The organism is Geodermatophilus chilensis, assembly GCF_002802985.1.
Lineage (GTDB): Bacteria > Actinomycetota > Actinomycetes > Mycobacteriales > Geodermatophilaceae > Geodermatophilus > Geodermatophilus chilensis.
In genome coordinates this window covers 1-20,428 of the sequence record NZ_NVPT01000042.1, presented here as the reverse complement: position 1 = coordinate 20,428, position 20,428 = coordinate 1, and the positions used below count along the sequence as shown (strand labels likewise).

Sequence of the window (20,428 nt, the reverse complement as noted above, 5' to 3'; positions counted from 1 at the left end):
GAGCCTGCGAGCGGTGGGGGGCAGGGGGTCCTTTTCTCAGCCGGCGGCGGTGCCGCAGACGCGGGCGCCCTGCTCGCTGACGACGGTGAGGGTGGAGGTGCTGCCGTCACTCCAGGCGACCTCGACCTGCTGCACCGGGGCGCCGTCCACCTCGTCGGCGATCGTGCCGGTGACCTCGCCGGTGCCGCCGGGGGCGTACTCGGTCGGCACCGCCTGCGGCGCCAGCCGCGCCCGCTCCTCCGCGCAGAGCAGCCCGTAGGCGGTCTCGAGGTCGTCCTGGGCCAGCGCGGCGAGGAAGACGCCGGAGACCTCGCGCGCCTGCTCCTCGGGGCTGCCCTTCACCAGCGGCAGGCCGACGGCCATGCCGACGGCGACGGCGACGGTCCCCCCGATCACCGCGAGGATCAGCGCCCGCGCCGGGCGCGGGGTGCCGGTGTGCAGCGGCGCCGGGTCGTCGTCGTAGAGGTAGGGGCCGTCACTCATGGCTGGACTCCGGTCTGTGTGCCCGCCGCGCTCGTCGACGCTCATCCGCCGCTCACCAGCAGCTCGGCCCCGGCCGGCGGCCGGGGGTCGTCGCGGTCGGCCAGCCAGCCCTCGGGCAGCGCCACCGGCCGCGGCGGGCTGGTCCGCCCGCGCGGCCCGCCGAGCACCGCCGTCGGGTAGGGCTGGTCGGGGATCCCGGCCAGCAGCTCGGCCAGCTCGTCCAGCGCGCTCACCATCGCCAGCGCGCGGCGGACGTCGGAGCCGACCGAGAACCCCTTGAGGTACCAGGCGACGTGCTTGCGGAAGTCGGTGCAGCCGTGCAACTCGCCCTGGTCCTGCGAGAGCAGCGTGGCGTGCCGGTGCATCACCGCGGCGACCTCGCGCAGCGTCGGCAACGCGCGGCGGGCCTGCCCCGCGAAGGCGGCGGCCAGGTCGCCGAACAGCCACGGCCGGCCCAGGCAGCCGCGGCCGATGACCACCCCGGCGCAGCCGGTCTCGGCGACCATCCGCAACGCGTCGTCCGCCTCCCAGATGTCGCCGTTGCCGAGCACCGGGATGTCGACGGCCTCGACCAGCCGGGCGATCGGGGCCCAGTCGGCGGTGCCGCTGTAGAGCTGGTCGGCGGTGCGCCCGTGCAGGGTGATCGCCGCAGCGCCCTCGTCCTGCGCGATCCGCCCGGCGTCGAGGTAGGTGACGTGGTCGGCGTCGATGCCGATCCGGGTCTTGACCGTGACCGGCACGTCCTTCGCCGCCCGGACGGCGGAGCGCACGATGTCGCGGAACAGCACCCGCCGCCACGGCAGCGCCGAGCCGCCGCCCTTGCGGGTCACCTTGGGCACCGGGCAGCCGAAGTTCAGGTCGACGTGCGCGGGGCGGGTGCCGGCGACGCCCTCGTCGACGAGCATCTCCACCGCGCGGCCGACGGTGGCCGGGTCGACGCCGTAGAGCTGGACGGAGAAGGCGTCCGCCTCGTCCGGGGTCGCGCGCACCATCTGCAGCGTCTTTTCGTTGCGCTCGACCAGCGCCCGCGTGGTGATCATCTCGCAGACGTAGAGCCCGGCGCCGAACTCGCGGCACAGCGTGCGGAAGGCCGGGTTGGTGATGCCGGCCATCGGCGCGAGCACCACGGCGGGGTCGACGGTGAGCGCGCCCAGGCGCAGCGGAGCCGGGCCGGTCGCGGGGGACGACGGCCGCTCGAGGACACTGCTGCTCACGACCTCCAGGGTAGGTGGCGAGCTGGGTCACCCTCCCCCACCGCTCGAGTGAGCAGTTGTCGTCGGCTCCCGCGGCGTGTCCCGTCGTGTCGGCGACCACAACTGCTCGCTCGTGGGGCAGCGGATCCGGGCGGCCGTCCGCACGGGGACGGCCGCCCGGATTCCTCAGCAGACGGGCAGTCGGGTCTTGAGGTAGATCTCGACCTGGTCCAGGCCGACGCGCTCCTGGCTCATCGAGTCGCGCTCCCGGACGGTCACCGCGTCGTCCTCGAGGGTGTCGAAGTCGACGGTGAGGCAGAACGGCGTCCCGATCTCGTCCTGCCGCCGGTACCGGCGACCGATCGCGCCGGCGTCGTCGAAGTCGACGTTCCAGTTCTGCCGGAGCTTCGTGGCCAGGTCGCGGGCCTTGGGCGACAGGTCGGCGTTGCGCGACAGCGGCAGGACGGCGGCCTTGACCGGCGCCAGCCGCGGGTCCAGCCGCAGCACCGTGCGGGTGTCGACGCCGCCCTTGGCGTTGGGCGCCGCGTCCTCGGTGTAGGCCTCGATGAGGAAGGCCATCAGCGAGCGGGTGAGACCGGCTGCCGGTTCGATGACGTACGGCGCCCACCGGGTGTTGGTGGCCTGGTCGAAGTAGGTGAGGTCGGCACCGGAGTGCTCCGAGTGCGTCTTCAGGTCGAAGTCGGTGCGGTTGGCGATGCCCTCGAGCTCGCCCCACTCTGAGCCCTGGAAGCCGAAGCGGTACTCGATGTCGACGGTGCGCGTCGAGTAGTGGGAGAGCTTCTCCTTCGGGTGCTCGTAGTGCCGCAGGTTCTCCGGGGAGATGCCGAGGTCGGTGTACCAGCGGGTGCGCTCGTCGATCCAGTACTGGTGCCACTGCTCGTCGGTGCCGGGCTCGACGAAGAACTCCATCTCCATCTGCTCGAACTCGCGGGTGCGGAAGATGAAGTTGCCGGGGGTGATCTCGTTGCGGAACGACTTGCCGATCTGGCCGATGCCGAACGGCGGCTTCTTCCGGGCCGCCCCCATCACGTTGGCGAAGTTCACGAAGATGCCCTGGGCGGTCTCCGGGCGCAGGTAGTGCAGGCCGGACTCGTCCTCGACCGGGCCGAGGTAGGTCTTGAGCATCATGTTGAAGTCGCGCGGCTCGGTCCACGCGCCCTTCGTGCCGCAGTTCGGGCAGGCGATGTCGGCCAGCCCGTTCTCCGGCGCCCGGCCCTTCCTCGCCTCGTAGTCCTCCTCGAGGTGGTCGGCCCGGAAGCGCTTGTGGCAGTTCTGGCACTCGGTCAGCGGGTCGGTGAAGACGCCGACGTGACCCGATGCCACCCAGGTCTGCCGCGGCAGGATCACCGAGGAGTCCAGGCCGACGATGTCGTCCCGGCTCTGGACGACGGTGCGCCACCACTGCCGCTTGATGTTCTCCTTGAGCTCGGTGCCCAGGGGGCCGTAGTCCCAGGCGGAGCGGGTGCCGCCGTAGATCTCGCCCGACGGGAAGACGAACCCCCGGCGCTTGCAGAGGTTCACCACCTTGTCGAGGCGGGCGGGGTCGTGCTTGGCGGTGCTGGCGCTCACGGCGGGGGGCTCCATCCGGCTGGCGGTCGGCGGGTTGACCTGTCCACGGTAGTTGCCGCCGCTCGCCCGCTCCCCCGCCGCCCGGTCGGGCCGCTCGCCCTGCTCCCCGGGACCTTGCCCCCTGCCCACGGTGCGGGGCAGCGGTGGAGGTCAGCGCGGTGGAGGTCAGCGCGGCGCCGCCCCGCCGGACCACCCGACGAGGTCGCCGGGCACCGCGAGGCGCGCGCCGACGAGGTCGACGTCGCCGTCGATCGTCGCGCCCCGCCACAGCATGACCAGCAGGACCGCGCCGAGCACGACGAGCGCGAGCACCACGGCGAGGATCCACGGCCAGGTGCGCCGGCGCCGGCGCACGGGCTCGGGGTCCGGGGTGGCGGGGATCGGCGGTGGACCGTCGAACTTCAGCGTGCCGTGCGGGGCGGCCGGTACCGGGGCGTCGAGGGACACGGTCGGCTCGTCCTGACGGACGGGAGGCGCAGCGATCTCACCCGCCGCGAGCTGAGCGCGCACCGCGCGGCCGGGTATCGGGGGCCGCTCGACCCGCACGGTGGGGTCGGCGGACGGCGGGGGTGCCGCCGCCCCGGCGTCGTTCCTCATGGGCTCGCTCATCGCGCACGTCCTCCGTGGTCGGGGCCCGGGCCTGCACAGGGGGTGCCCACGCCGACCCGGGATCACCCCTGCGGCGCCCCCTCCTCGGGCACGTACACGCCCGGCTCGTCGAGCGCGTACACCCACACCGGCGCCCCGGCGAGCTTCACCTCGGCGGCCGAGAGCGCCCGGCGGTAGGCGCCGACGCCGTTCCACCGGGTGACCAGCGCCCAGAGTCCGTCGTCGTCGGTGCAGCGGCCGAGCTCGCCGTCCCGGAAGCCGGGGCGGGCGGCCAGCGCGGCGAGCAGGTCGTCGACGGCGGCGGCGAACCCGTTCCCGTCGGCCTCGGGCACCCGTAGCCGGGTCACCGCGAACATCAGGCGCTGCCGAAACGGCGCTGCCGTGAGGCGTACTCCTCGCAGGCGGCCCACAGGTGCCGGCGGTCGAAGTCCGGCCAGAGCGTGTCGAGGAAGACGAACTCGGCGTAGGCCGACTGCCAGAGCAGGAAGTTGCTGGTGCGGTTCTCCCCCGAGCTGCGCACGAACAGGTCGACGTCGGGCATGTCCGGTTCGTCGAGGAACCGGACGACCGTGGCCTCGTCGACCTTGCCCGGGTCGAGCCGGCCGGCGGCGACCTCGCGGGCGATCGCCGCGGCGGCGTCGGCGATCTCGGCCCGGCCGCCGTAGTTGACGCACATCGTCAGCGTGAGGACGTCGTTGTCGCGGGTCAGCTCCTCGGCGACCTCGAGCTCCTTGATGACGCTGCGCCACAGCCGCGGACGCCGGCCGGCCCAGCGCACCTGCACCCCGAGCTCGTGCATCTCGTCGCGGCGGCGGCGGATGACGTCGCGGTTGAAGCCCATGAGGAAGCGGACCTCCTCCGGGCTGCGCCGCCAGTTCTCGGTGGAGAACGCGTAGGCGCTGATCGCCTTGACGCCCAGCTCGATGGCGCCCTCGACGCAGTCGAACAGCGAGGACTCCCCCGCCTCGTGCCCGGCGGTGCGCGGCAGCCCGCGCTGCTTGGCCCAGCGGCCGTTGCCGTCCATCACGATCGCGACGTGGCCGGGCACCTTGTCCGGCGGCAGCTGTGGCGGACGGGCGCCCGAGGGGTGCGGGTTCGGGGCCTTGACCTCACGCCTCACTCAGCAGACCTGCTTCCCGGCGCGGCGCCGTCGGATCGGACCGGTCGACCAGCGGCAGTGAGCGCAGCCCGCGCTCCAGGTGCCACTGCAGCAGGGCGGCGACCAGCCCGCTGCCCTCGCGGCGGTTGGCGTTCTGGCTGGCCTCCGCGGCGTCCCAGTCGCCGGTGAGCAGCGCGTCGAGCAGCTCGATGGTGGCCGGGTTGGGCATCGCCGAGCCGGTCGGCCGGCAGGGCGGGCACACCATGCCGCCGGCGGGCACCGAGAAGTGCCGGTGCGGGCCTTCCTCGCCGCAGCGGGCGCAGCCGCCCAGCGCCGGTTCCCACCCGGCGACCGACATGGCGCGGAGCAGGAAGGCGTCGAGCACCAGCGGCGCCGGGTGGGTGCGCTCGGACAACGCCCGCAGCGCCCCGATGACGAGGAGGAACAGACGCAGCGAGGGCTCCTTCTCCTCGGCGGTGAGCCGGTCGGCGGTCTCGAGCACCGCGGTGCCGGCGGTGTAGGCCGGGTAGTCGGCGACGATCGGCTGCCCGTAGGAGCGGATCGACTCGGCCTGGCTGACGATGTCGAGCGTGCGGCCGGTGTAGAGCTGCAGGTCGACGTGGCTGAACGGCTCCAGCCGGGCGCCGAACTTGCTCTTGGTGCGGCGCACGCCCTTGGCCACCGCGCGGACCTTGCCGTGCCGGCGGGTGAGCACCGTGACGATGCGGTCGGCCTCACCCAGTTTCTGGGTGCGCAGGACGACGCCCTCGTCGCGGTACAGCGACTTCGGCGTGGTGCTCACGTCAGTACCCGAGCCTGTTCAGCTTCTTCGGGTCGTCCTGCCACTCGCCGAGCACCGTCACGTGCAGGTCGAGGTGCACCCGCGCACCGAGCAGCGCCTCGATGCCGGGCCGGGCCTCGCTGCCGATCGCCTTGATGACCGACCCGCCCCTGCCGAGCAGCATCGGCTTCTGGCTGGGGCGCTCGCAGTGCAGCAGCGCGTGGACCTCGACCAGCTCGCCGCCGTCCCGCTTGGGGTCGGGACGGCGGGTCATCTCCTCGATGGTCACGGCGAGGGAGTGCGGCACCTCCTGGAACACCTTCTCCAGGGCGGCCTCGCGGACCAGCTCGGCGATCTGCCGCTCGACGTCCTCGTCGGTGGTCTGCTCCTCCGGGTAGAGCGGCGGGCCCTCCGGCAGCAGGCCGACGAGCAGGTCCTCCAGCAGCTCGACCTGGTCGCCGCGCACCGCGCTGACCGGCACGACCTCGGCGGCCTCGACCAGCTGGCTGGCGGCGAGCAGCTGCTCGGCGACCTGCTTCTTCGACGCAGCGTCGGTCTTGGTCACCACCACGACGACCGGCGCCTTCACCTCGCGCAGCTGGCGGGCGATGAACCGGTCGCCGGTGCCGACGGGCTGGTCGGCCGGCACGCAGAAGACGACGACGTCTACCTCGGACAGGGTGTCGCGGACGACGTCGTTGAGCCGGCGGCCCAGCAGGCTCTTGGGCTTGTGCAGACCGGGGGTGTCGACCAGCACGAGCTGCCCGCCCGGCCGGTGGACGACGCCACGGATGGCGTGGCGAGTGGTCTGCGGGCGGTTGCTGACGATGCCGACCTTCTCGCCGACCAGGGCGTTGGTCAGCGTGGTCTTGCCGGCGTTGGGGCGGCCCACCAGACAGGCGAAACCGCTCCGGTACGGCGGCTGGTCCGGCGGTGTCACGTCGTCCATCCTCCCACCCACGGCTGACACCCCCCGTCACCTCCCGGCGGTTTCCGCGGAAACCGCCGGAGGATGGCTGGGAGGATCGGGCGTGTGGCGGGGCGGAGACGGGGCGAGCCGGACGAGTCGACGGCGGTGCGGGCGGCGCGGGAGCGCCAGCGGCACCTGGTGCAGGTCGAGGCGTACCGCTTCTCCCCCGCACGCGGCGCACGACGCTCGGCCACGGTGATCCCCGCACCGCTGCGCTACTGGCAGTACGACCCGGCGCGGCCGTGGCTGGTGGTCACGGTGCTGGCCGTCGTCGCGGCCTGGCTCGGCACCGCTGCCTGGGTCGGTGGACCGTCGACCGTGGCCGGGGAGGCGCCGGTCGCCGTGCTCGCCGGGCTGGCCGTCCTGGTGCTGTCGACGACCCGGCTGACCGTCTCGGACACCGGGATCTCCTCCGACGTGGCCGGCCTGCTCGGGGCGTCGTCCCGACACGTGCTCGGCACCAGCCAGGTCCTGGAGGTGCGCCGCGGCACTCCGCCGGCGGACTGGCCGAGACCCGCCCGGCGCGGGGGCTGGTGGCCGGGGCGGACGCCGCTCGGCGTCCGGCACCTGTCGGACGACGGCACGACGGAGCAGGCGTTCACGACGCGCGTCCGTGACCCGGAGGCGTTCGCCGAGGCGCTCGGCCGGCCGCTGGGCTGAGCCGGGCCGACCACCAGGACGTCCCGGCGAACCTCCGCCCCTGCCCACACGTGTGGGCAAGGGCGGACGACGGCGGAGAACACACCTGCGCAGCCCATGGCCGGCGGCTACGCACGGACGTCGCGCGGGCGCACCACCAGCAGGCTCGCCGCGACTGCCGCAGCGACCGCACCGACCAGCCGGCCGACCTCGCTGAAGGCGCTGCCGGCCTCGCCGGTGGCGTCGACCCGGTCCATCTCCACGACCGAGAGTGCCACCCACGGCATCAACAGCACCGTGATGCCCAGGACTACTTCGACGGCGGGCACAGCCGCGAGCGTAGGTCAGACGGTGGTGCGCAGAGCGCCGTCCGGGCCGGCGAGGTACACCGGAGCGGACGGGGTGAGGTCGTGGACGGCGGCCAGGCCGGCCTCCTCGACGCCGTCGGCGGCCGAGACGACGGCGGCTGCCTCCAGGCCCTGGACCCCACTGGAGACGGCGGCGGCGACTGCGGCCTGCAGCGCGGACAACTGCAGCGACGGCAGGGCGACGGTGGCGGCGAGGTAGGTGCGGCCGTCGGTGTCGCGCACCGCCGCGCCCTCCGGGGCGCCGGTGCGGCCGCGCGCGGAGCGGGCCAGGGTCACGAGCTTGGCGTCCTCGGGGTCCAGGTCACTCACGCGGAGTCACCTTTCCACGGCGCCGGCCGGCTCCTCGACTCGGGTGGCGCCCGACGCCGTGGCCCCCGACGCCGTGGCCCCGGACGCGGTGGCTCCGGTCGCGGTGGCCCCGGACGCGGACGCGGTGGCCCCCTGCGCCTGCGGCTCCTCGACCTCGCGAGGCTCGGCCTCCTCCTCGGGCGCCCGGCGGACGAGGATGGTGTCGATCCGGTTGCGCCGTCCGCCGGTGCTCTCGGCGACCAGCTCGAGGCCGGCGACCCGGGCCTGCGACCCCTCGATCGGCACCACGCCCAGCTCGCGGGCGAGCAGCCCGCCGACGGTCTCGACGTCGTCGTCCTCGGGCAGCTCGACGTCGAAGAGGGCGGCGAGGTCCTCGACCGGCAGCCGGGCGGTGATCCGCACGGAGCCGTCGGGCAGCTGCTCGACCGGTGGGCGCTGAAAGCGGTCGTGCTCGTCGGCGATCTCGCCGACGATCTCCTCGAGGATGTCCTCGATGGTCACCAGGCCGGCGAAACCGCCGTACTCGTCGACGACGATCGCGATGTGGATGCGCTGGGCCTGCATGTCCCGCAGCAGCTCGTCCACCGGCTTGGACTCCGGCACGAACGTCGGCGGGCGCATCAGCTCCTCGACCCGCACGTCGTTCCTGGCGTCCTGCCCGCCCTGGGTCCGGCGGATGAGGTCCTTGAGGTAGATGACCCCGACGACGTCGTCGACGTTCTCGCCGATGACGGGGATGCGACTGAAGCCGCTGCGCAGGGCCAGCGCGAGGGCCTGCCGGAGGGACTTGTTCCGCTCGATCCAGACGACGTCGGTACGCGGGACCATGACCTCGCGGGCGATGGTGTCGCCGAGCTCGAACACCGAGTGGATCATGTTGCGCTCGCCGGACTCGACGACGCCGCGCTCCTCGGCCATGTCGACCAGCTCGCGCAGCTCGACCTCGGAGGAGAACGGTCCGTCGCGGAAGCCGCGCCCGGGGGTGATCGCGTTGCCGACCAGGATGAGCAGCGTCGCGACCGGCCCGAGCACCCGGCCCAGCAGCCGGACGACGCCGGCGCCGGCGAGCGCGGTGCCGTAGGCGTGTTGGCGGCCCAGCGTGCGCGGGCCCACGCCGACCAGCACGTAGCTGACGACGGTCATCACCCCGGCCGCGGCGAGCACCGGCTGCCAGCCGCCGCCCCAGATCCGGTAGAGGACGACCGCGAGCACGACGGCGGCGACCATCTCGCAGAGGATCCGCAGCAGGAGCAGCAGCGCCACGTGCCGGGCCCGCTCGGCGACGACGTCGGAGAGCACGCCGGCCCGCTTGACGCCGTCCCGGCGCATCTCGTCCACGCGCGCCTTGGACACCCGCTGCAGCGCGGCGTCCATCGCGCCGAACAGGCCGGCGAGGGGGATCAGGCAGACGGCGATCACCAGCAGGGTGATCTCGCCGGAGGTCATCGGTTGACCGGCCCCCGGTCGACGACCTCACCGGTCATCGGGGCCCGCGGGGCGGCGCGCCAGCCGTCGAGCAGCTTGGTCTGCAGCCCGAACATCTCCTTCTCCTCCTCGGGCTCCATGTGGTCGTAGCCGAGGAGGTGCAGGACGCCGTGCGTGGCGAGCAGGATCAGCTCGTCGTCCATCGTGTGGCCGGCCGCGCGGGCCTGCTTGATGGCCACCGAGGGGCACAGGACGACGTCCCCGAGCAGGGCCGGACCGGGGTCGGGCTCGTCGGGACGGCCGGTGTCCAGCTCGTCCATCGGGAAGGCGAGGACGTCGGTCGGCCCCTTCTCCCCCATCCAGCGCTCGTGCAGCGTGCTCATGTAGTCCGGGTCGACGCAGAGCACCGACAGCTCGGCCATCGGGTTCACGCCCATCTCGCCCAGCACGTACGTGCAGATGGCGGCGAGGGAGGACTCGTCGACGGCGATCTCAGACTCGTTGGCGACCTCGACGGGCACGGCGGTCAGCTCCCCTGGCGGCGCGGCCGCGACGGGCGCACCGGCTGCTGGGCCGGGGCCGGGCGGTCCTGCTTGTGGCTGGCGTCCCAGCGCTCGTAGGCGTCGACGATGTCGCCGACCAGGCGGTGACGGACGACGTCGGAGCTGGTCAGGTTGGCGAAGTGCACGTCCTCGATGCCGTCGAGGATCTCCCGCACGATCCGCAGCCCGCTCTGCGCGCCGCCGGGCAGGTCGACCTGGGTGACGTCACCGGTGACCACGATCTTGGAGCCGAAGCCGAGCCGGGTGAGGAACATCTTCATCTGCTCGGCGGTGGTGTTCTGCGCCTCGTCGAGGATGACGAACGCGTCGTTGAGCGTGCGGCCGCGCATGTAGGCCAGCGGCGCGACCTCGATGGTGCCGGACTGCATCAGTCGCGGGATCGACTCCGGGTCGACCATGTCGTGCAGCGCGTCGTACAGCGGCCGCAGGTACGGGTCGATCTTCTCGCTGAGCGTGCCGGGGAGGTACCCGAGCCGCTCGCCGGCCTCCACGGCCGGGCGGGTGAGGATGATCCGGTTGACCTGCTTGGTCTGCAGCGCCTGCACGGCCTTGGCCATCGCCAGGTAGGTCTTGCCCGTACCGGCGGGGCCGATGCCGAAGACGATGGTGTGCGCGTCGATGGCGTCGACGTAGCGCTTCTGGTTCAGCGTCTTGGGCCGGATCGTGCGCCCGCGGCGGCTGATGATGTCGAGGCTGAGGACGTCGGCCGGCCGCTCGGACCCGCCGGCGCGCAGCATCCCGATGACCCGGCGCACCGAGTCCGGGCGCAGCACCTGGCCGGTGCCGAGCAGCGCGATCAGCTCGTCGAACACTGCGACGGCGAAGGCGTTGTCGGCCGGCTGGCCGGTCACCGCGATCTCGTTGCCGCGCACGTGGACGTCGGTGTCGACCTCGTTCTCGACCAGGCGCAACAGCTCGTCGCCGGAGCCGAGCAGCGAGACCATCGGGACGGAGTCGGGGACGGTGATGGTGGTCCGGACGGTGGCCGGGGCGGCGTCCCCCAGGCCGGGTTGTCCGGGGTGGCCGTCAGCGGCTGCAGCCTGCGCCGAGGCCTCACGGGACGTGAGCGCGCCGGGCACGGGGACGTTCGGGGAGGAGTCGGGCAAGAACCCTCGACCCTGCCTTCCTGCGAGAGGAGGTGCGGACCTCTCGAGTCTACCCGCGCGCGCAGCACCGGAACCGCCGCCCGGACAGCTGCTCACCTGCCCGAGTAGGTCGCCTTCCCGGGTCCGTCGGTGAGGAAGGAGGCGACCGCGCCGCGCAGGTCCTCGGTGGCGAAGAGCGCACCGGACACGTCGGGGACCAGGTCGTCCGCGGCCCGCGCCCCCTGCCGGACGGCGGTGGTGACCAGCTGCTTGGTGGCCGCGTGGGCAACGGTCGGGCCGGCCGCGACCTGGTGGGCGTAGGCGCGCGCGGCCTCGGCGAAGCCCTCGTCGGGCAGCACCCGGTTGACCACGTTCCACCGCTCGAGGACAGCGGCCGGGTAGCGCTCGCCGGTGAAGACGAACTCCTTGGCCCGCGCGGACCCGGCCCGCTCGGCCAGCCGCTGCGGCCCGCCCATCGACGGGGTCAGCCCGACGACGATCTCGACCAGCCCGAAGGACGCCTTCTCCGCGGCCAGCAGGACGTCGCAGGCCAGCGCCAGCTCGAAGGCTGCGGTGAGGGTCAGCCCGTGCGCGGCGAAGACGGTGGGCACCGGGAGGTCCTCGAACGTCTGCGCCACCCGCAGCAGCCGCCGCCACAGGTCGGCGCCGCGCTCGGCGGGCTCGGGGCCCTCGGCGATGTCGCGGAACACCGTGACGTCGACGCCGCCGGAGACGACCCTGCCGCGCGCCTCCACCAGCACCGCCCGGGCCCGCGCCGGGTCGGCCGGGTCGGTGAGCCGGACCAGCTCGTCGGCGACCTGCTCGATCGCGTCGAACACCGAGGCGTCGAAGAGGTTCAGCGGCGGGTGCTCCAGGACGACGACGGCGACGTCGCCGTCCCGTTCGATGCGCACCGGGGTCGTCTCGCTGGTCGTGGTGTCGGTCATGCCCGGCAGCCTGGCAGACGCCGGAGCCGGGTACGCGGGGCCGCATGACCGACCGCTCCCCCTACGCCCTGACCTCGGCCGCCGTCACGGCCACCGCCGTCCTCGGCGGGATCGGCACGGCGACGGGCACCGCTGGTACCGCACGCTGGACAAGCCGCCGTGGCAGCCGCCGGCGTCGGCCTTCGGGCCGGTGTGGACGGCGCTGTACGCCCTGCTCGCCCTCGCCGGCGGCCGGTCGCTCGCCGCGTCCGGCGGGCGGGCTCGGCCCGACTACCTGCGGGCCCACCTGGCCAACCTGACGCTGAACGCTGGCTGGACGTGGGCGTTCTTCCGCGCCCGGCGACCCGCGGCCGCCACCGCCGAGGCCGTGCTGCTGGCCGCGTCGACCGCCGACCTCGCCCGGCGCTCGTGGGCGGTCGACCGGCGGGCCGGCGCCGCGCTGGTGCCCTACGCGGCGTGGACGTCGTTCGCCGCGGCGCTCAGCGGAGCCATCACCCGCCGCAACCCGGGCTGAGCGGGACCGCCGCTCAGCCGGGCGGCCACCGCAGGTCGCGCCCGCCCAGGACGTGCAGGTGCACGTGGTGCACCGTCTGCCCGGCCGCGGGGCCGGTGTTGGTGACGACCCGGTAGCCGGGCTCGACGCCGTCCTCCGTGGCCAGGCCCTCCTGGACGGCGACCGCTCCCGCCGCGCGCACGACGGCGCTGAGCAGGTCGGGGTCGGCCTGCGCCAGTGCGGCCGCCGTGGGGTGGTGGTCCTTGGGCACGACGAGCACGTGGGTGGGCGCCTGCGGGTTGATGTCCCGGAAGGCCAGCGTCCGATCGGTCTCGTGCACGACGTCGGCCGGGATCTCCCCGGTCACCATCCGGCAGAACAGGCAGTCGGTCACGGGCCGACCCTAGACGTCCGTCGACGTCCCCGCGGGAGCGTGCGCAAGTCGAGCGACTTGACGACGTTCCCGCGGGAACGCGTGCCACCCGAGTGGGTCAGGATGGCGGGTACCCGTCGCTCTCCCCGGAGGTGTCCCGTGCCCGTCCCCCACGCGCGGACGTAGTGAGCTCCCGCCGCGTCGCCCGGTCGGGTGGCCCCGATGCCCTGCTCCCCCCGCTCTCCCGCCGCGCCCTGCTGGCCGGTGCCGGCGCCGCCCTCGCCGCCGCGGTGACCGGCTGCGGCCGCTCGGCGGCCTCCTCCCCGGCGGCACTGCACGTCGGCGCCGTCCCCGACCAGGACCCCGACGTCCTGCAGCGCCTCCACGGCACGGTCGCCGACGCCGTCTCGGGAGCGCTCGACCTCGAGGTCGAGTACACGCCGGTCACCGACTACGCCGCCGCCGTCTCCCTCTTCCGCACCGGCGACCTCGACCTGGTCTGGTTCGGCGGACTCACCGGCGTCCAGGCCCGGCTGCAGACCCCCGGCGCCGAACCGGTCGCCCAGCGCGACATCGACCGGGCCTTCACCTCGGTGTTCGTGGTCAACACCGGCACCGGGCTCGCGCCGTCCGACGACCTGACCGCGCTGGCCCCGCTGCGGTTCACCTACGGCAGCGAGACCTCGACGTCGGGCCGGCTGATGCCCGCCTGGTTCCTGCGCGAGGCCGGCGTCGACCCGCAGGGCTTCCCCGGCGGCCCCGGCTTCTCCGGCTCGCACGACGCGACGCTCGCGCTGGTCGCCTCCGGCAGCTACCAGGCCGGGGTGCTCAACTCGCAGGTCTGGCGGTCCCGCACCGAGGAGGGGGCGGTCGACCCGGCGGTCGTGCGCTACGCCGAGAGCCCGCCGTACGCCGACTACCACTGGCTGCTGGGCCCGCAGGCCGCTGCGCGGACCGGCGTCCCCGACCTCCGCGACCGGCTGGCCGACTTCTTCACCGGCCTGCCGCCGGGCGACCCGGTGCTGGAGCTCTTCGGCGCGAGCGCGTTCGTCCCGGCGCGGGCCTCGGACCACGACCGGATCGAGGAGATCGGCCGCGATCTGGGGTTGGTCAGCTGAGCGCCGTCCTGCGGCTGGACGACGTCACGGTGCGGTACGGCGGGACGACGGCGCTGGCCGGGGTCGACCTGGAGGTCTCCCCCGGCGAGCGGGTCGCCCTCGTCGGCGCCTCCGGGGCGGGCAAGTCCACGCTGCTCGCGCTGGCCAACGGCTCGGTGCCGCCCACCTCCGGCGCCGTGCGGGTGCTCGGGGCCGACCCCGCGGCGCTGTCCGGGCGGGACCGGCGCCGCCTCTGGGCGCGGGTGGGCACGGTGCACCAGGCGCTGGAGCTGGTCGGCCGGCTGCGCGTGGTGCACAACGTGAACGCCGGCCGGCTGGCGGACTGGTCAGCGGCCCGGGCAGCCTGGTCGCTGGTGCACCCGCAGGGCCTGCCGGAGGCGCTCGCCGCGCTGGACGAAGTGGGCCTGGCCGACCGCGCCTTCGAGCGCACCGAGCGGCTCTCCGGCGGCCAGCGGCAGCGGGTGGCGATCGCGCGGCTGCTGGTGCAGCAGCCGGACCTCGTGCTGGCCGACGAACCGGCGTCCGCCCTCGACCCGGTCCTCGCCGACCGGGCGCTGACGCTGCTGGGCGAGCTGGCCACGGCCCGCGGCGGCGCGCTGCTCGTGGCGCTGCACGACCCCGGGCTGGTGCGGCGGCACTGCGACCGGGTGGTCGGCCTCGCCGGCGGGCGGGTGGTCCTCGACGCACCGGTGGCCGCGCTGTCGGCCGCCGACCTGGCCGGGCTCTACGGGGCGGCGACGTGACCGAGCTTGCGAGGTCACGCGATGGCAGAGCACCCCACGGCACGGCGCTGACGAGCGTCAGCGAGGAAGCGCCGTGACCCTGCTCCTCGACCGCCCGACCCGGCCGGCCACTCCGCCGCTGCGGCGGGACCGGCGCCGCTGGGCCTGGGGCCTGGGTGCGGCCGCGGTGCTGGTCTGGTCGCTGGCCGGCGCCGGGCTGTTCGGCGCCGACGTGCTCAACCCCGGGGGGACGGCGCAGTTCGGCCGGTTCGCCGCCGCGGCGCTGGACCCGGCGATCGACGCGGCGTTCCTCGGCCTGCTCGCCCGCTCGGCGCTGGTCACCGTCGCCTACGCCGCGGCCGGCACCGCGCTGGCGCTCGCGCTGGGCGCCGTCGGGGCGCTGCTCGTCTCGCGCACCACCTGGGGACGGCGCCGCGCCGGCTGGCTGGCCGCCCGGGGGCTGCTCGCCGTCCCCCGGGGGCTGCACGAGGCCGTGTGGGGGCTGCTGCTGGTCACCCTGCTCGGCCTGGACCCGTGGGTGGGCGTGCTGGCGATCGGGCTGCCGTACGGCGCGGTGACCGCCAAGGTCGTCGCCGACCTGGTCGACGAGGTGCCGCGCGGGGCGTACCGGGCGCTGCGGGCGGCGGGGGCCGGCCGGACGGCGGCCGCGCTCTACGGACTGCTGCCGCCGGCCGCGGGCGGGCTGCTCTCCCACGCCTTCTACCGGCTCGAGTGCGCCGTCCGCTCGGCCGTCGTCCTCGGGATGGTCGGCGCCGGCGGGCTGGGCTACCAGCTGGCGCTGTCGTTCGCGTCGCTGCGCTGGGAGGAGGTGTGGAGCGCCGTCTACGCGCTGGCGCTGCTCTGCCTGCTCGCCGAGGTCGCCGGGCGGGCGGTGCGCCGGCGGCTGGCCGCACCGCCGCCGTCCGCCCGCCGGGACCCGGTGCTCACCGCGGCCGTCGTCGGCACCGTCGTCCTGGTCGGGTGGTCGTGCTGGTACCTCGCGCTGGCGCCGGCGGCGCTGGTGTCGGAGCGCACGGTCGCGCAGCTGGGCTCCGTGCTGGCCGCGGCCTGGCCCCCCGCCACCGACGGCGACCTGCTGCGCACCATCGGCGCGCTGGCCGTGGACACGGTGCAGATGTCGGTCATCGCGCTCGCCGTCGCGCTGCCGGGTGCGGTGCTGCTGGCCGGACCGGCGGCGCGGCCGGCCGGGGACTCGTCCCCTGGACGGCGCGTCGCGGGGACGCTGGTGCGCGCCGGGCTGCTCCTGCTGCGCGCGGTGCCGCCGCCGGTGTGGGCGCTGGTGCTGCTCTTCGTGCTGCTGCCCGGGGTGCTGCCCGGCGCGCTGGCGCTCGGCGTCTACACGCTGGGGGTGCTCGGCCGGCTGGCGGCGGAGGCGACCGAGGAGCTCGACCCCCGGCCGCGGACGGCGCTCACCGCGCTCGGCGCCCGGCCGGCGGGGGCGTGGCTGTACGGGGTGCTGCCCCTCGCGGCCGGGCCGGTGCTGGTGCACGCGCTCCACCGATGGGAGGTCGCGATCCGCGACACCGTGCTGGTCGGCCTCCTGGGCGCCGGCGGCCTCGGTGCGCTGCTGGCCTCGGAGCTGGCGACGTTCGACTGGGCGGCGGTGACGACGGTGCTCGCGGCGGTCGTCGTCCTCACCTGGGTGGTCGACCTGGTCAGCGACCGCGCCCGCGCCGCCCTGCGCTGAGCACCGGTCGCACCGCGCGGTCGCCGTCCTCGTGCTGCAGCGCGAGGACGGCGACTCGACGGCGAGGTCGGCCCGGATACCCGACCCGCCGCGTGTGCGCCTGTGACGCCGCACAACGCGTCACAAGCGACGAAGGCGCGTGGTCCGTCGACGCCGGGGACGGCATCCGACCGGGGTGGACCGGTCGCGGGGCCCGGAGGGTCCCCGACCGGGACACGGGCAGCGGCTCAACGCCGGTCGGGCACGTCACCTGGCCGCGGTGTCGGCCGGTAGGCCGACGATGTCATCGCGTCACGCCCAGCGGGTGCGCACCGACAGGGCGGCGAGGGCGGCGGCGCCGGCGGTCGAGGTGCGCAGCACCTCCGGGCCCAGCCGCACCGGGCGGGCGCCGGCGGCGGTCAGCGCGACCACCTCGCCGTCGCTGAGCCCGCCCTCCGGACCGACGACCACCGCGACCGAGCCCCGTGTCGGCAGGTCGACGCGGGCCATCGGGTGGCGGGCCTGCTCGTGCAGCACCAGCGCCAGATCGACGTCGGCGAGCGCACCGCACACCTGGCGGGTGGTCAGCACGTCGGTCACCTCGGGCACGCGCGGACGGCGGGACTGCTTGCTGGCCGCCCGGGCCGCGGCACGCCACTTGGCGACGCCCTTGGCCGCCCGGTCCTCCCGCCAGCGGGTCACGCAGCGGGAGGCCGCCCAGGGCACGATCCGGTCGACGCCGAGCTCGGTGGCCAGCTCGACGGCCAGCGGACCCCGCTCGCCCTTCGGCAGGGCCTGCACCAGCACCAGCTCCAGGTCCGGCGGCGGCACCTCGTGGCGAGCGGAGACCCGCACCCGCAGGCCCTGCGGCCCGGCGGCGACCACCTCGCCCTCGGCGACGGTGCCGCGCCCGTCGCCGACGCGCACCCGCTCGCCCGGCGTCAGCCGCAGCACGTCGACGGCGTGCCGGCCCTCGGCGCCGCCGACGAGCAGCTCGGCGGCGTCGGGCAGCTCGTCGAGCAGGAACAGCGGCGCCCCGTCGAGCTCCGGCAGCCGGTCGTCGGTGGGGACGGGACTCACTTGAACAGCCGGGAGAAGAGCCCGCCGTGGCCCTCGGCGCCGGCGGCGGCCGGGCGGTCCTCGCCGCGCAGCGCGGCCAGCTCGCGCAGCAGCTTCTCCTGCTCGGCGTCCAGGCGGGTCGGCGTCTCGACCTCCACGTGCACCATCAGGTTGCCGCGGCCGGTGGCGCGCAGCCGCGGGGCGCCCTTGGCGCGCAGCGTGAGCACACTGCCCGACTGGGTGCCCGGCCGGATGTCCACCTCCTCCCGGCCGTCGAGCGTCTCGAGGGTCAGGGTCGTGCCGAGCGCGGCGGCCGTCATGGGCAGGGTGACCCGGCAGTGCAGGTCCTCGCCGTCCCGGGTGAAGACGTCGTGCGGCCGCTCGGCGATCTCCACGTACAGGTCGCCGGCGGGCCCACCGCCGGGGCCGACCTCGCCGTGGCCGGTGAGTCGGATGCGCATGCCGTCCTCGACGCCGGCGGGGACCTTGACCGGGATGGTCCGCCGGGCCCGCACGCGCCCCTCGCCGCCGCACTTGGGGCAGGGCTCGGGGATGACCTGGCCGGTGCCGGCGCAGGTCGGGCAGGGGCGGCTGGAGACGACCTGGCCGAGGAACGAGCGCTGCACGCTCTGCACCTCGCCGCGGCCCGAGCAGGTGGTGCAGGTGGTCGGGTGGGTGCCGGGCGCGGTGCCCGCGCCGGTGCACGCGTCGCAGAGGACGGCGGTGTCGACGGTGATGTCCTTGGTGGTGCCGAACACCGTCTCGTCGAGGTCCAGGTCGAGCCGGATGAGCGCGTCACCGCCGGCGCGGACCCGGCTGCGCGGGCCGCGCGCGGTCGCCCCGCCGCCGAAGAAGGCGTCCATGATGTCGCCGAGCCCGCCGAAGCCGGCGGTGCCGAACCCGCCGGCACCGGCGCCCGCGCCGCTGTCGAACGGGTCACCGCCGAGGTCGACGATGCGGCGCTTCTCCGGGTCGGTCAGGGCCTGGTAGGCGCGGCTGACCTCCTGGAAGCGCTCCTTGGCCTCGGGATCGGGGTTGACGTCCGGGTGCAGGTCCCGGGCCAGCCGCCGATAGGCCTTCTTGATGTCGGTGTCGGAGGCTCCGCGGGCCAGGCCCAGCACGCCGTAGTAGTCGGTTGCCATCGAGAAGTCTCTTACCTCAGCTCTCGGCCAGGATCTGGCCGACGTAGCGGGCCACGGCACGCACCGCGGCCATGTTGGTCGGGTAGTCCATCCGGGTGGGGCCGACGATGCCGAGCCCGCCGAGGGCGCGGTCACCCGAGCCATACCCCACGGACACGACCGACGCGCCGGAGAGCGCCTCGTGGGCGTTCTCCTCGCCGATCCGCACGAGCACGGCGCCCCCGGTGTCCACCTCGCTGATCAACCGCAGGACGACGACCTGTTCTTCCAGCGCCTCCAGCAGCGGGCGCAGGCTGCCGGGGAAGTCGACCGCGACCCGCGCGAGGTTCGCCGTCCCGCCGACGACGAGGCGGTCCTCCCCCGGCTCCACCAGCGTCTCGACCAGGACGGCGCCGATGGCGGCGACCAGCCGGCGCAGGTGCGGCGGCGCGGTCTCGAGCAGGTCGGGCACCAGGCCGGCGGCGTCGACCAGCCTGGCCCCGGCGAAGGTCTGGTTGAGCAGCGCGCGCAGCTCGGCGACGTCGTCGCGGTCGACGTCCACCGGGCACTCGACCAGCCGCTGCTCCACCCGGCCGGTGTCGGTGATCAGCACCAGCAGCAGCCGGGTCGTGGCCACCTGCACCACCTCGAGGTGGCGGACGGCGCTGCGCGAGAGCGTCGGGTACTGCATGACGGCGACCTGGTGGGTCAGCTGGGCGAGCAGCCGCACGGTCCGGCTGAGGATGTCGTGCAGGTCGACCGCGCCGTCGAGGAACCGCTCGATGGCCCGCTTCTCGGCCACCGACAGCGGCTTGACCGCCGAGAGCCGGTCGACGAAGAGCCGGTACCCCTTGTCGGTGGGCACCCGGCCGGCGCTGGTGTGCGGCTGGGTGATGTAGCCCTGCTCCTCGAGCACGGCCATGTCGTTGCGGATGGTGGCCGGCGAGACGCCGAGGTCGTGCCGTTCGGCGAGGGCCTTGCTGCCCACCGGGTCGTTGGTCGAGACGTAGTCCTGGACGATCGCCCGCAGGACCTGCAGGCGGCGCTCGTCGTGCGCCACGGTGACACCTCCCCGTACCGGTCGACGCGTCGGGCGGCGCTCCTCCCGGAGCCCCCGGCGCCCGGACGGCGGGTCGCGGGCGCTGGCACTCGCGCGGACAGAGTGCCAGATCAGCATACGTCGGGACGGCGGTCCGGGCGCGCAGCCGGCGAGGGCACGCGGCGCCGCCCGCGGGTGGTGGCCGATAGGCTGGACGGCGGTCCAGTGCCCGCACCGGGCGGCGCAGAGCGGAGGTCGGTCCCCTGATCTTCAAGGCGGTCCGGAACGGCCGGCCCTATCCCGACCACGGACTGTCGACCCGGGACTGGGCGATGATCCCGCCGCGCCAGATCCGGCTGGACTCGTTGACCACCACCAAACGCGAGCTGGCGCTGGACACCCTGCTGGCCGACGACTCCACCTTCTACGGCGACCTGTTCCCGCACGCCGTCCAGTGGAAGGGCGAGCTCTACCTCGAGGACGGGCTGCACCGCGCACTGCGGGCCGCCCTCCAGCAGCGCAACGTCATCCACGTGCGGGTGCTCGACCTCGACGCGCTCATCCCCGCCATCCGCGGCTGACGGCCTCTGGCGGGAGCAGGGCGGTCCTCCTGCAGGAGAAGGACCCCATCCTCCTCACCCCTCGTCGAAGGACCCCCTGCGCCCCGCCCCTCGCAAGCTCGCGGTGGGGCCCTGCAGGGCCCCACCGCGAGCTTGCGAGGGGCGGGGCGCAGGGCTGTCCCTTATACACATCCG

Annotated in this window: 24 protein-coding genes; 6 read left to right on the top strand and 18 right to left on the bottom strand. The window is 74.8% G+C overall.

Annotated elements, in window-relative coordinates:
* Positions 1–36: 36 nt before the first annotated feature.
* The 8 genes from CNO22_RS09355 to era all read right to left on the bottom strand — a co-directional run bounded on the left by CNO22_RS09355 (position 37) and on the right by era (position 6,704).
* Entirely contained in the window at positions 37–483 is a 447-nt protein-coding gene (locus CNO22_RS09355) for a hypothetical protein (protein WP_100499107.1), read from the bottom strand.
* Positions 484–524: 41 nt separating this feature from the next.
* Positions 525–1,697, bottom strand: coding sequence for a tRNA dihydrouridine synthase DusB (gene dusB / locus CNO22_RS09350; RefSeq protein ID WP_100499106.1), 1,173 nt, complete (start codon positions 1,695–1,697; stop codon positions 525–527).
* A gap of 165 nt (positions 1,698–1,862) precedes the next feature.
* Positions 1,863–3,266, bottom strand: coding sequence for a glycine--tRNA ligase (locus tag CNO22_RS09345; protein ID WP_269799580.1), 1,404 nt, complete (start codon positions 3,264–3,266; stop codon positions 1,863–1,865).
* A gap of 165 nt (positions 3,267–3,431) precedes the next feature.
* The gene (locus CNO22_RS09340) at positions 3,432–3,875 is read right to left on the bottom strand and encodes a hypothetical protein (protein WP_100499104.1); all 444 of its coding nucleotides are present in this window, start codon (positions 3,873–3,875) and stop codon (positions 3,432–3,434) included.
* Positions 3,876–3,937: 62 nt separating this feature from the next.
* The gene (locus CNO22_RS09335) at positions 3,938–4,231 is read right to left on the bottom strand and encodes an antibiotic biosynthesis monooxygenase family protein (RefSeq protein WP_100499103.1); all 294 of its coding nucleotides are present in this window, start codon (positions 4,229–4,231) and stop codon (positions 3,938–3,940) included.
* The gene (locus CNO22_RS09330; RefSeq protein WP_100499102.1) at positions 4,231–4,995 is read right to left on the bottom strand and encodes an isoprenyl transferase; all 765 of its coding nucleotides are present in this window, start codon (positions 4,993–4,995) and stop codon (positions 4,231–4,233) included. The genes CNO22_RS09335 and CNO22_RS09330 overlap by 1 nt, the downstream gene beginning before the upstream one ends.
* The gene (recO, locus tag CNO22_RS09325) at positions 4,985–5,776 is read right to left on the bottom strand and encodes a DNA repair protein RecO (RefSeq protein WP_100499101.1); all 792 of its coding nucleotides are present in this window, start codon (positions 5,774–5,776) and stop codon (positions 4,985–4,987) included. The genes CNO22_RS09330 and recO overlap by 11 nt, the downstream gene beginning before the upstream one ends.
* Position 5,777: 1 nt before the next feature.
* Positions 5,778–6,704, bottom strand: coding sequence for a GTPase Era (gene era / locus CNO22_RS09320; RefSeq protein ID WP_100499100.1), 927 nt, complete (start codon positions 6,702–6,704; stop codon positions 5,778–5,780).
* Between the two features lie 84 nt (positions 6,705–6,788).
* Between era and CNO22_RS09315 the strand changes: the two genes are divergently transcribed.
* The gene (locus tag CNO22_RS09315) at positions 6,789–7,385 is read left to right on the top strand and encodes a hypothetical protein (RefSeq protein WP_100499099.1); all 597 of its coding nucleotides are present in this window, start codon (positions 6,789–6,791) and stop codon (positions 7,383–7,385) included.
* A 107-nt stretch (positions 7,386–7,492) separates the two neighbouring features.
* Here CNO22_RS09315 and CNO22_RS09310 read toward each other — a convergent pair whose 3' ends face one another.
* The 6 genes from CNO22_RS09310 to CNO22_RS09285 form a co-directional block, all read right to left on the bottom strand.
* The gene (locus tag CNO22_RS09310; RefSeq protein WP_100499098.1) at positions 7,493–7,693 is read right to left on the bottom strand and encodes a hypothetical protein; all 201 of its coding nucleotides are present in this window, start codon (positions 7,691–7,693) and stop codon (positions 7,493–7,495) included.
* Positions 7,694–7,708: 15 nt separating this feature from the next.
* On the bottom strand, positions 7,709–8,041 hold the full coding sequence (locus tag CNO22_RS09305) for a cytidine deaminase (protein WP_100499097.1): 333 nt from the start codon (positions 8,039–8,041) through the stop codon (positions 7,709–7,711).
* Positions 8,042–8,047: 6 nt separating this feature from the next.
* Positions 8,048–9,487 carry a hemolysin family protein gene (locus CNO22_RS09300; protein WP_100499096.1) on the bottom strand — a complete coding sequence of 480 codons (1,440 nt, stop codon included), beginning with the start codon at positions 9,485–9,487 and terminating at the stop codon, positions 8,048–8,050.
* The gene (gene ybeY, locus CNO22_RS09295; RefSeq protein WP_100499095.1) at positions 9,484–9,987 is read right to left on the bottom strand and encodes an rRNA maturation RNase YbeY; all 504 of its coding nucleotides are present in this window, start codon (positions 9,985–9,987) and stop codon (positions 9,484–9,486) included. Before ybeY ends, CNO22_RS09300 begins: the two co-directional genes overlap by 4 nt.
* 5 nt (positions 9,988–9,992) lie before the next feature.
* A complete protein-coding gene (locus tag CNO22_RS09290; protein WP_232806915.1) occupies positions 9,993–11,135 on the bottom strand; it encodes a PhoH family protein in 1,143 nt (380 codons plus the stop codon).
* 92 nt (positions 11,136–11,227) lie between these two features.
* A complete protein-coding gene (locus CNO22_RS09285; RefSeq protein ID WP_100499094.1) occupies positions 11,228–12,061 on the bottom strand; it encodes an enoyl-CoA hydratase/isomerase family protein in 834 nt (277 codons plus the stop codon).
* On the opposite strand from CNO22_RS09285, the gene CNO22_RS09280 reads away from it, so the two are divergent.
* Complete coding sequence (locus tag CNO22_RS09280; RefSeq protein ID WP_198588203.1) at positions 12,060–12,575, top strand: TspO/MBR family protein; 516 nt, start codon at positions 12,060–12,062, stop codon at positions 12,573–12,575. The genes CNO22_RS09285 and CNO22_RS09280 overlap by 2 nt on opposite strands.
* 13 nt (positions 12,576–12,588) lie before the next feature.
* Here CNO22_RS09280 and CNO22_RS09275 read toward each other — a convergent pair whose 3' ends face one another.
* Complete coding sequence (locus tag CNO22_RS09275) at positions 12,589–12,948, bottom strand: histidine triad nucleotide-binding protein (protein WP_232806914.1); 360 nt, start codon at positions 12,946–12,948, stop codon at positions 12,589–12,591.
* Between the two features lie 164 nt (positions 12,949–13,112).
* On the opposite strand from CNO22_RS09275, the gene CNO22_RS09270 reads away from it, so the two are divergent.
* From CNO22_RS09270 to CNO22_RS09260, 3 genes are all read left to right on the top strand, one after another.
* Positions 13,113–14,045, top strand: a complete 933-nt coding sequence (locus tag CNO22_RS09270) for a putative selenate ABC transporter substrate-binding protein (RefSeq protein ID WP_100499093.1) — start codon at positions 13,113–13,115, stop codon at positions 14,043–14,045.
* Between the two features lie 29 nt (positions 14,046–14,074).
* A complete protein-coding gene (locus CNO22_RS09265; protein ID WP_269799579.1) occupies positions 14,075–14,788 on the top strand; it encodes a phosphonate ABC transporter ATP-binding protein in 714 nt (237 codons plus the stop codon).
* A gap of 73 nt (positions 14,789–14,861) precedes the next feature.
* Positions 14,862–16,475, top strand: a complete 1,614-nt coding sequence (locus CNO22_RS09260) for a PhnE/PtxC family ABC transporter permease (protein WP_100499091.1) — start codon at positions 14,862–14,864, stop codon at positions 16,473–16,475.
* 291 nt (positions 16,476–16,766) lie between these two features.
* Here CNO22_RS09260 and CNO22_RS09255 read toward each other — a convergent pair whose 3' ends face one another.
* The 3 genes from CNO22_RS09255 to hrcA are packed head-to-tail and all read right to left on the bottom strand — an operon-like array spanning position 16,767 to position 19,694.
* On the bottom strand, positions 16,767–17,534 hold the full coding sequence (locus CNO22_RS09255; protein WP_100499090.1) for a 16S rRNA (uracil(1498)-N(3))-methyltransferase: 768 nt from the start codon (positions 17,532–17,534) through the stop codon (positions 16,767–16,769).
* Positions 17,531–18,655 carry a molecular chaperone DnaJ gene (dnaJ, locus tag CNO22_RS09250; protein ID WP_100499089.1) on the bottom strand — a complete coding sequence of 375 codons (1,125 nt, stop codon included), beginning with the start codon at positions 18,653–18,655 and terminating at the stop codon, positions 17,531–17,533. The genes CNO22_RS09255 and dnaJ overlap by 4 nt, the downstream gene beginning before the upstream one ends.
* Positions 18,656–18,671: 16 nt before the next feature.
* The gene (hrcA, locus tag CNO22_RS09245; RefSeq protein ID WP_100499088.1) at positions 18,672–19,694 is read right to left on the bottom strand and encodes a heat-inducible transcriptional repressor HrcA; all 1,023 of its coding nucleotides are present in this window, start codon (positions 19,692–19,694) and stop codon (positions 18,672–18,674) included.
* A 242-nt stretch (positions 19,695–19,936) separates the two neighbouring features.
* Between hrcA and CNO22_RS09240 the strand changes: the two genes are divergently transcribed.
* Positions 19,937–20,254 (top strand): type II toxin-antitoxin system VapB family antitoxin, encoded by a 318-nt coding sequence (locus tag CNO22_RS09240; protein WP_100499087.1) that lies wholly within the window; start codon positions 19,937–19,939, stop codon positions 20,252–20,254.
* The last annotated feature ends 174 nt before the right edge of the window (positions 20,255–20,428 follow it).

Bases quoted from the DNA above. Each gene is read 5' to 3' on its own strand.
- CNO22_RS09355 (WP_100499107.1), bottom strand. From the start codon at position 483: ATGAGTGACGGCCCCTACCTCTACGACGACGACCCGGCGCCGCTGCAC.
- CNO22_RS09340 (WP_100499104.1), bottom strand. From the start codon at position 3,875: ATGAGCGAGCCCATGAGGAACGACGCCGGGGCGGCGGCACCCCCGCCG.
- CNO22_RS09335 (WP_100499103.1), bottom strand. From the start codon at position 4,231: ATGTTCGCGGTGACCCGGCTACGGGTGCCCGAGGCCGACGGGAACGGG.
- era (WP_100499100.1), bottom strand. From the start codon at position 6,704: ATGGACGACGTGACACCGCCGGACCAGCCGCCGTACCGGAGCGGTTTC.
- CNO22_RS09300 (WP_100499096.1), bottom strand. From the start codon at position 9,487: ATGACCTCCGGCGAGATCACCCTGCTGGTGATCGCCGTCTGCCTGATC.
- CNO22_RS09280 (WP_198588203.1), top strand. From the start codon at position 12,060: ATGCCCGGCAGCCTGGCAGACGCCGGAGCCGGGTACGCGGGGCCGCAT.
- CNO22_RS09285 (WP_100499094.1), bottom strand. From the start codon at position 12,061: ATGACCGACACCACGACCAGCGAGACGACCCCGGTGCGCATCGAACGG.
- dnaJ (WP_100499089.1), bottom strand. From the start codon at position 18,655: ATGGCAACCGACTACTACGGCGTGCTGGGCCTGGCCCGCGGAGCCTCC.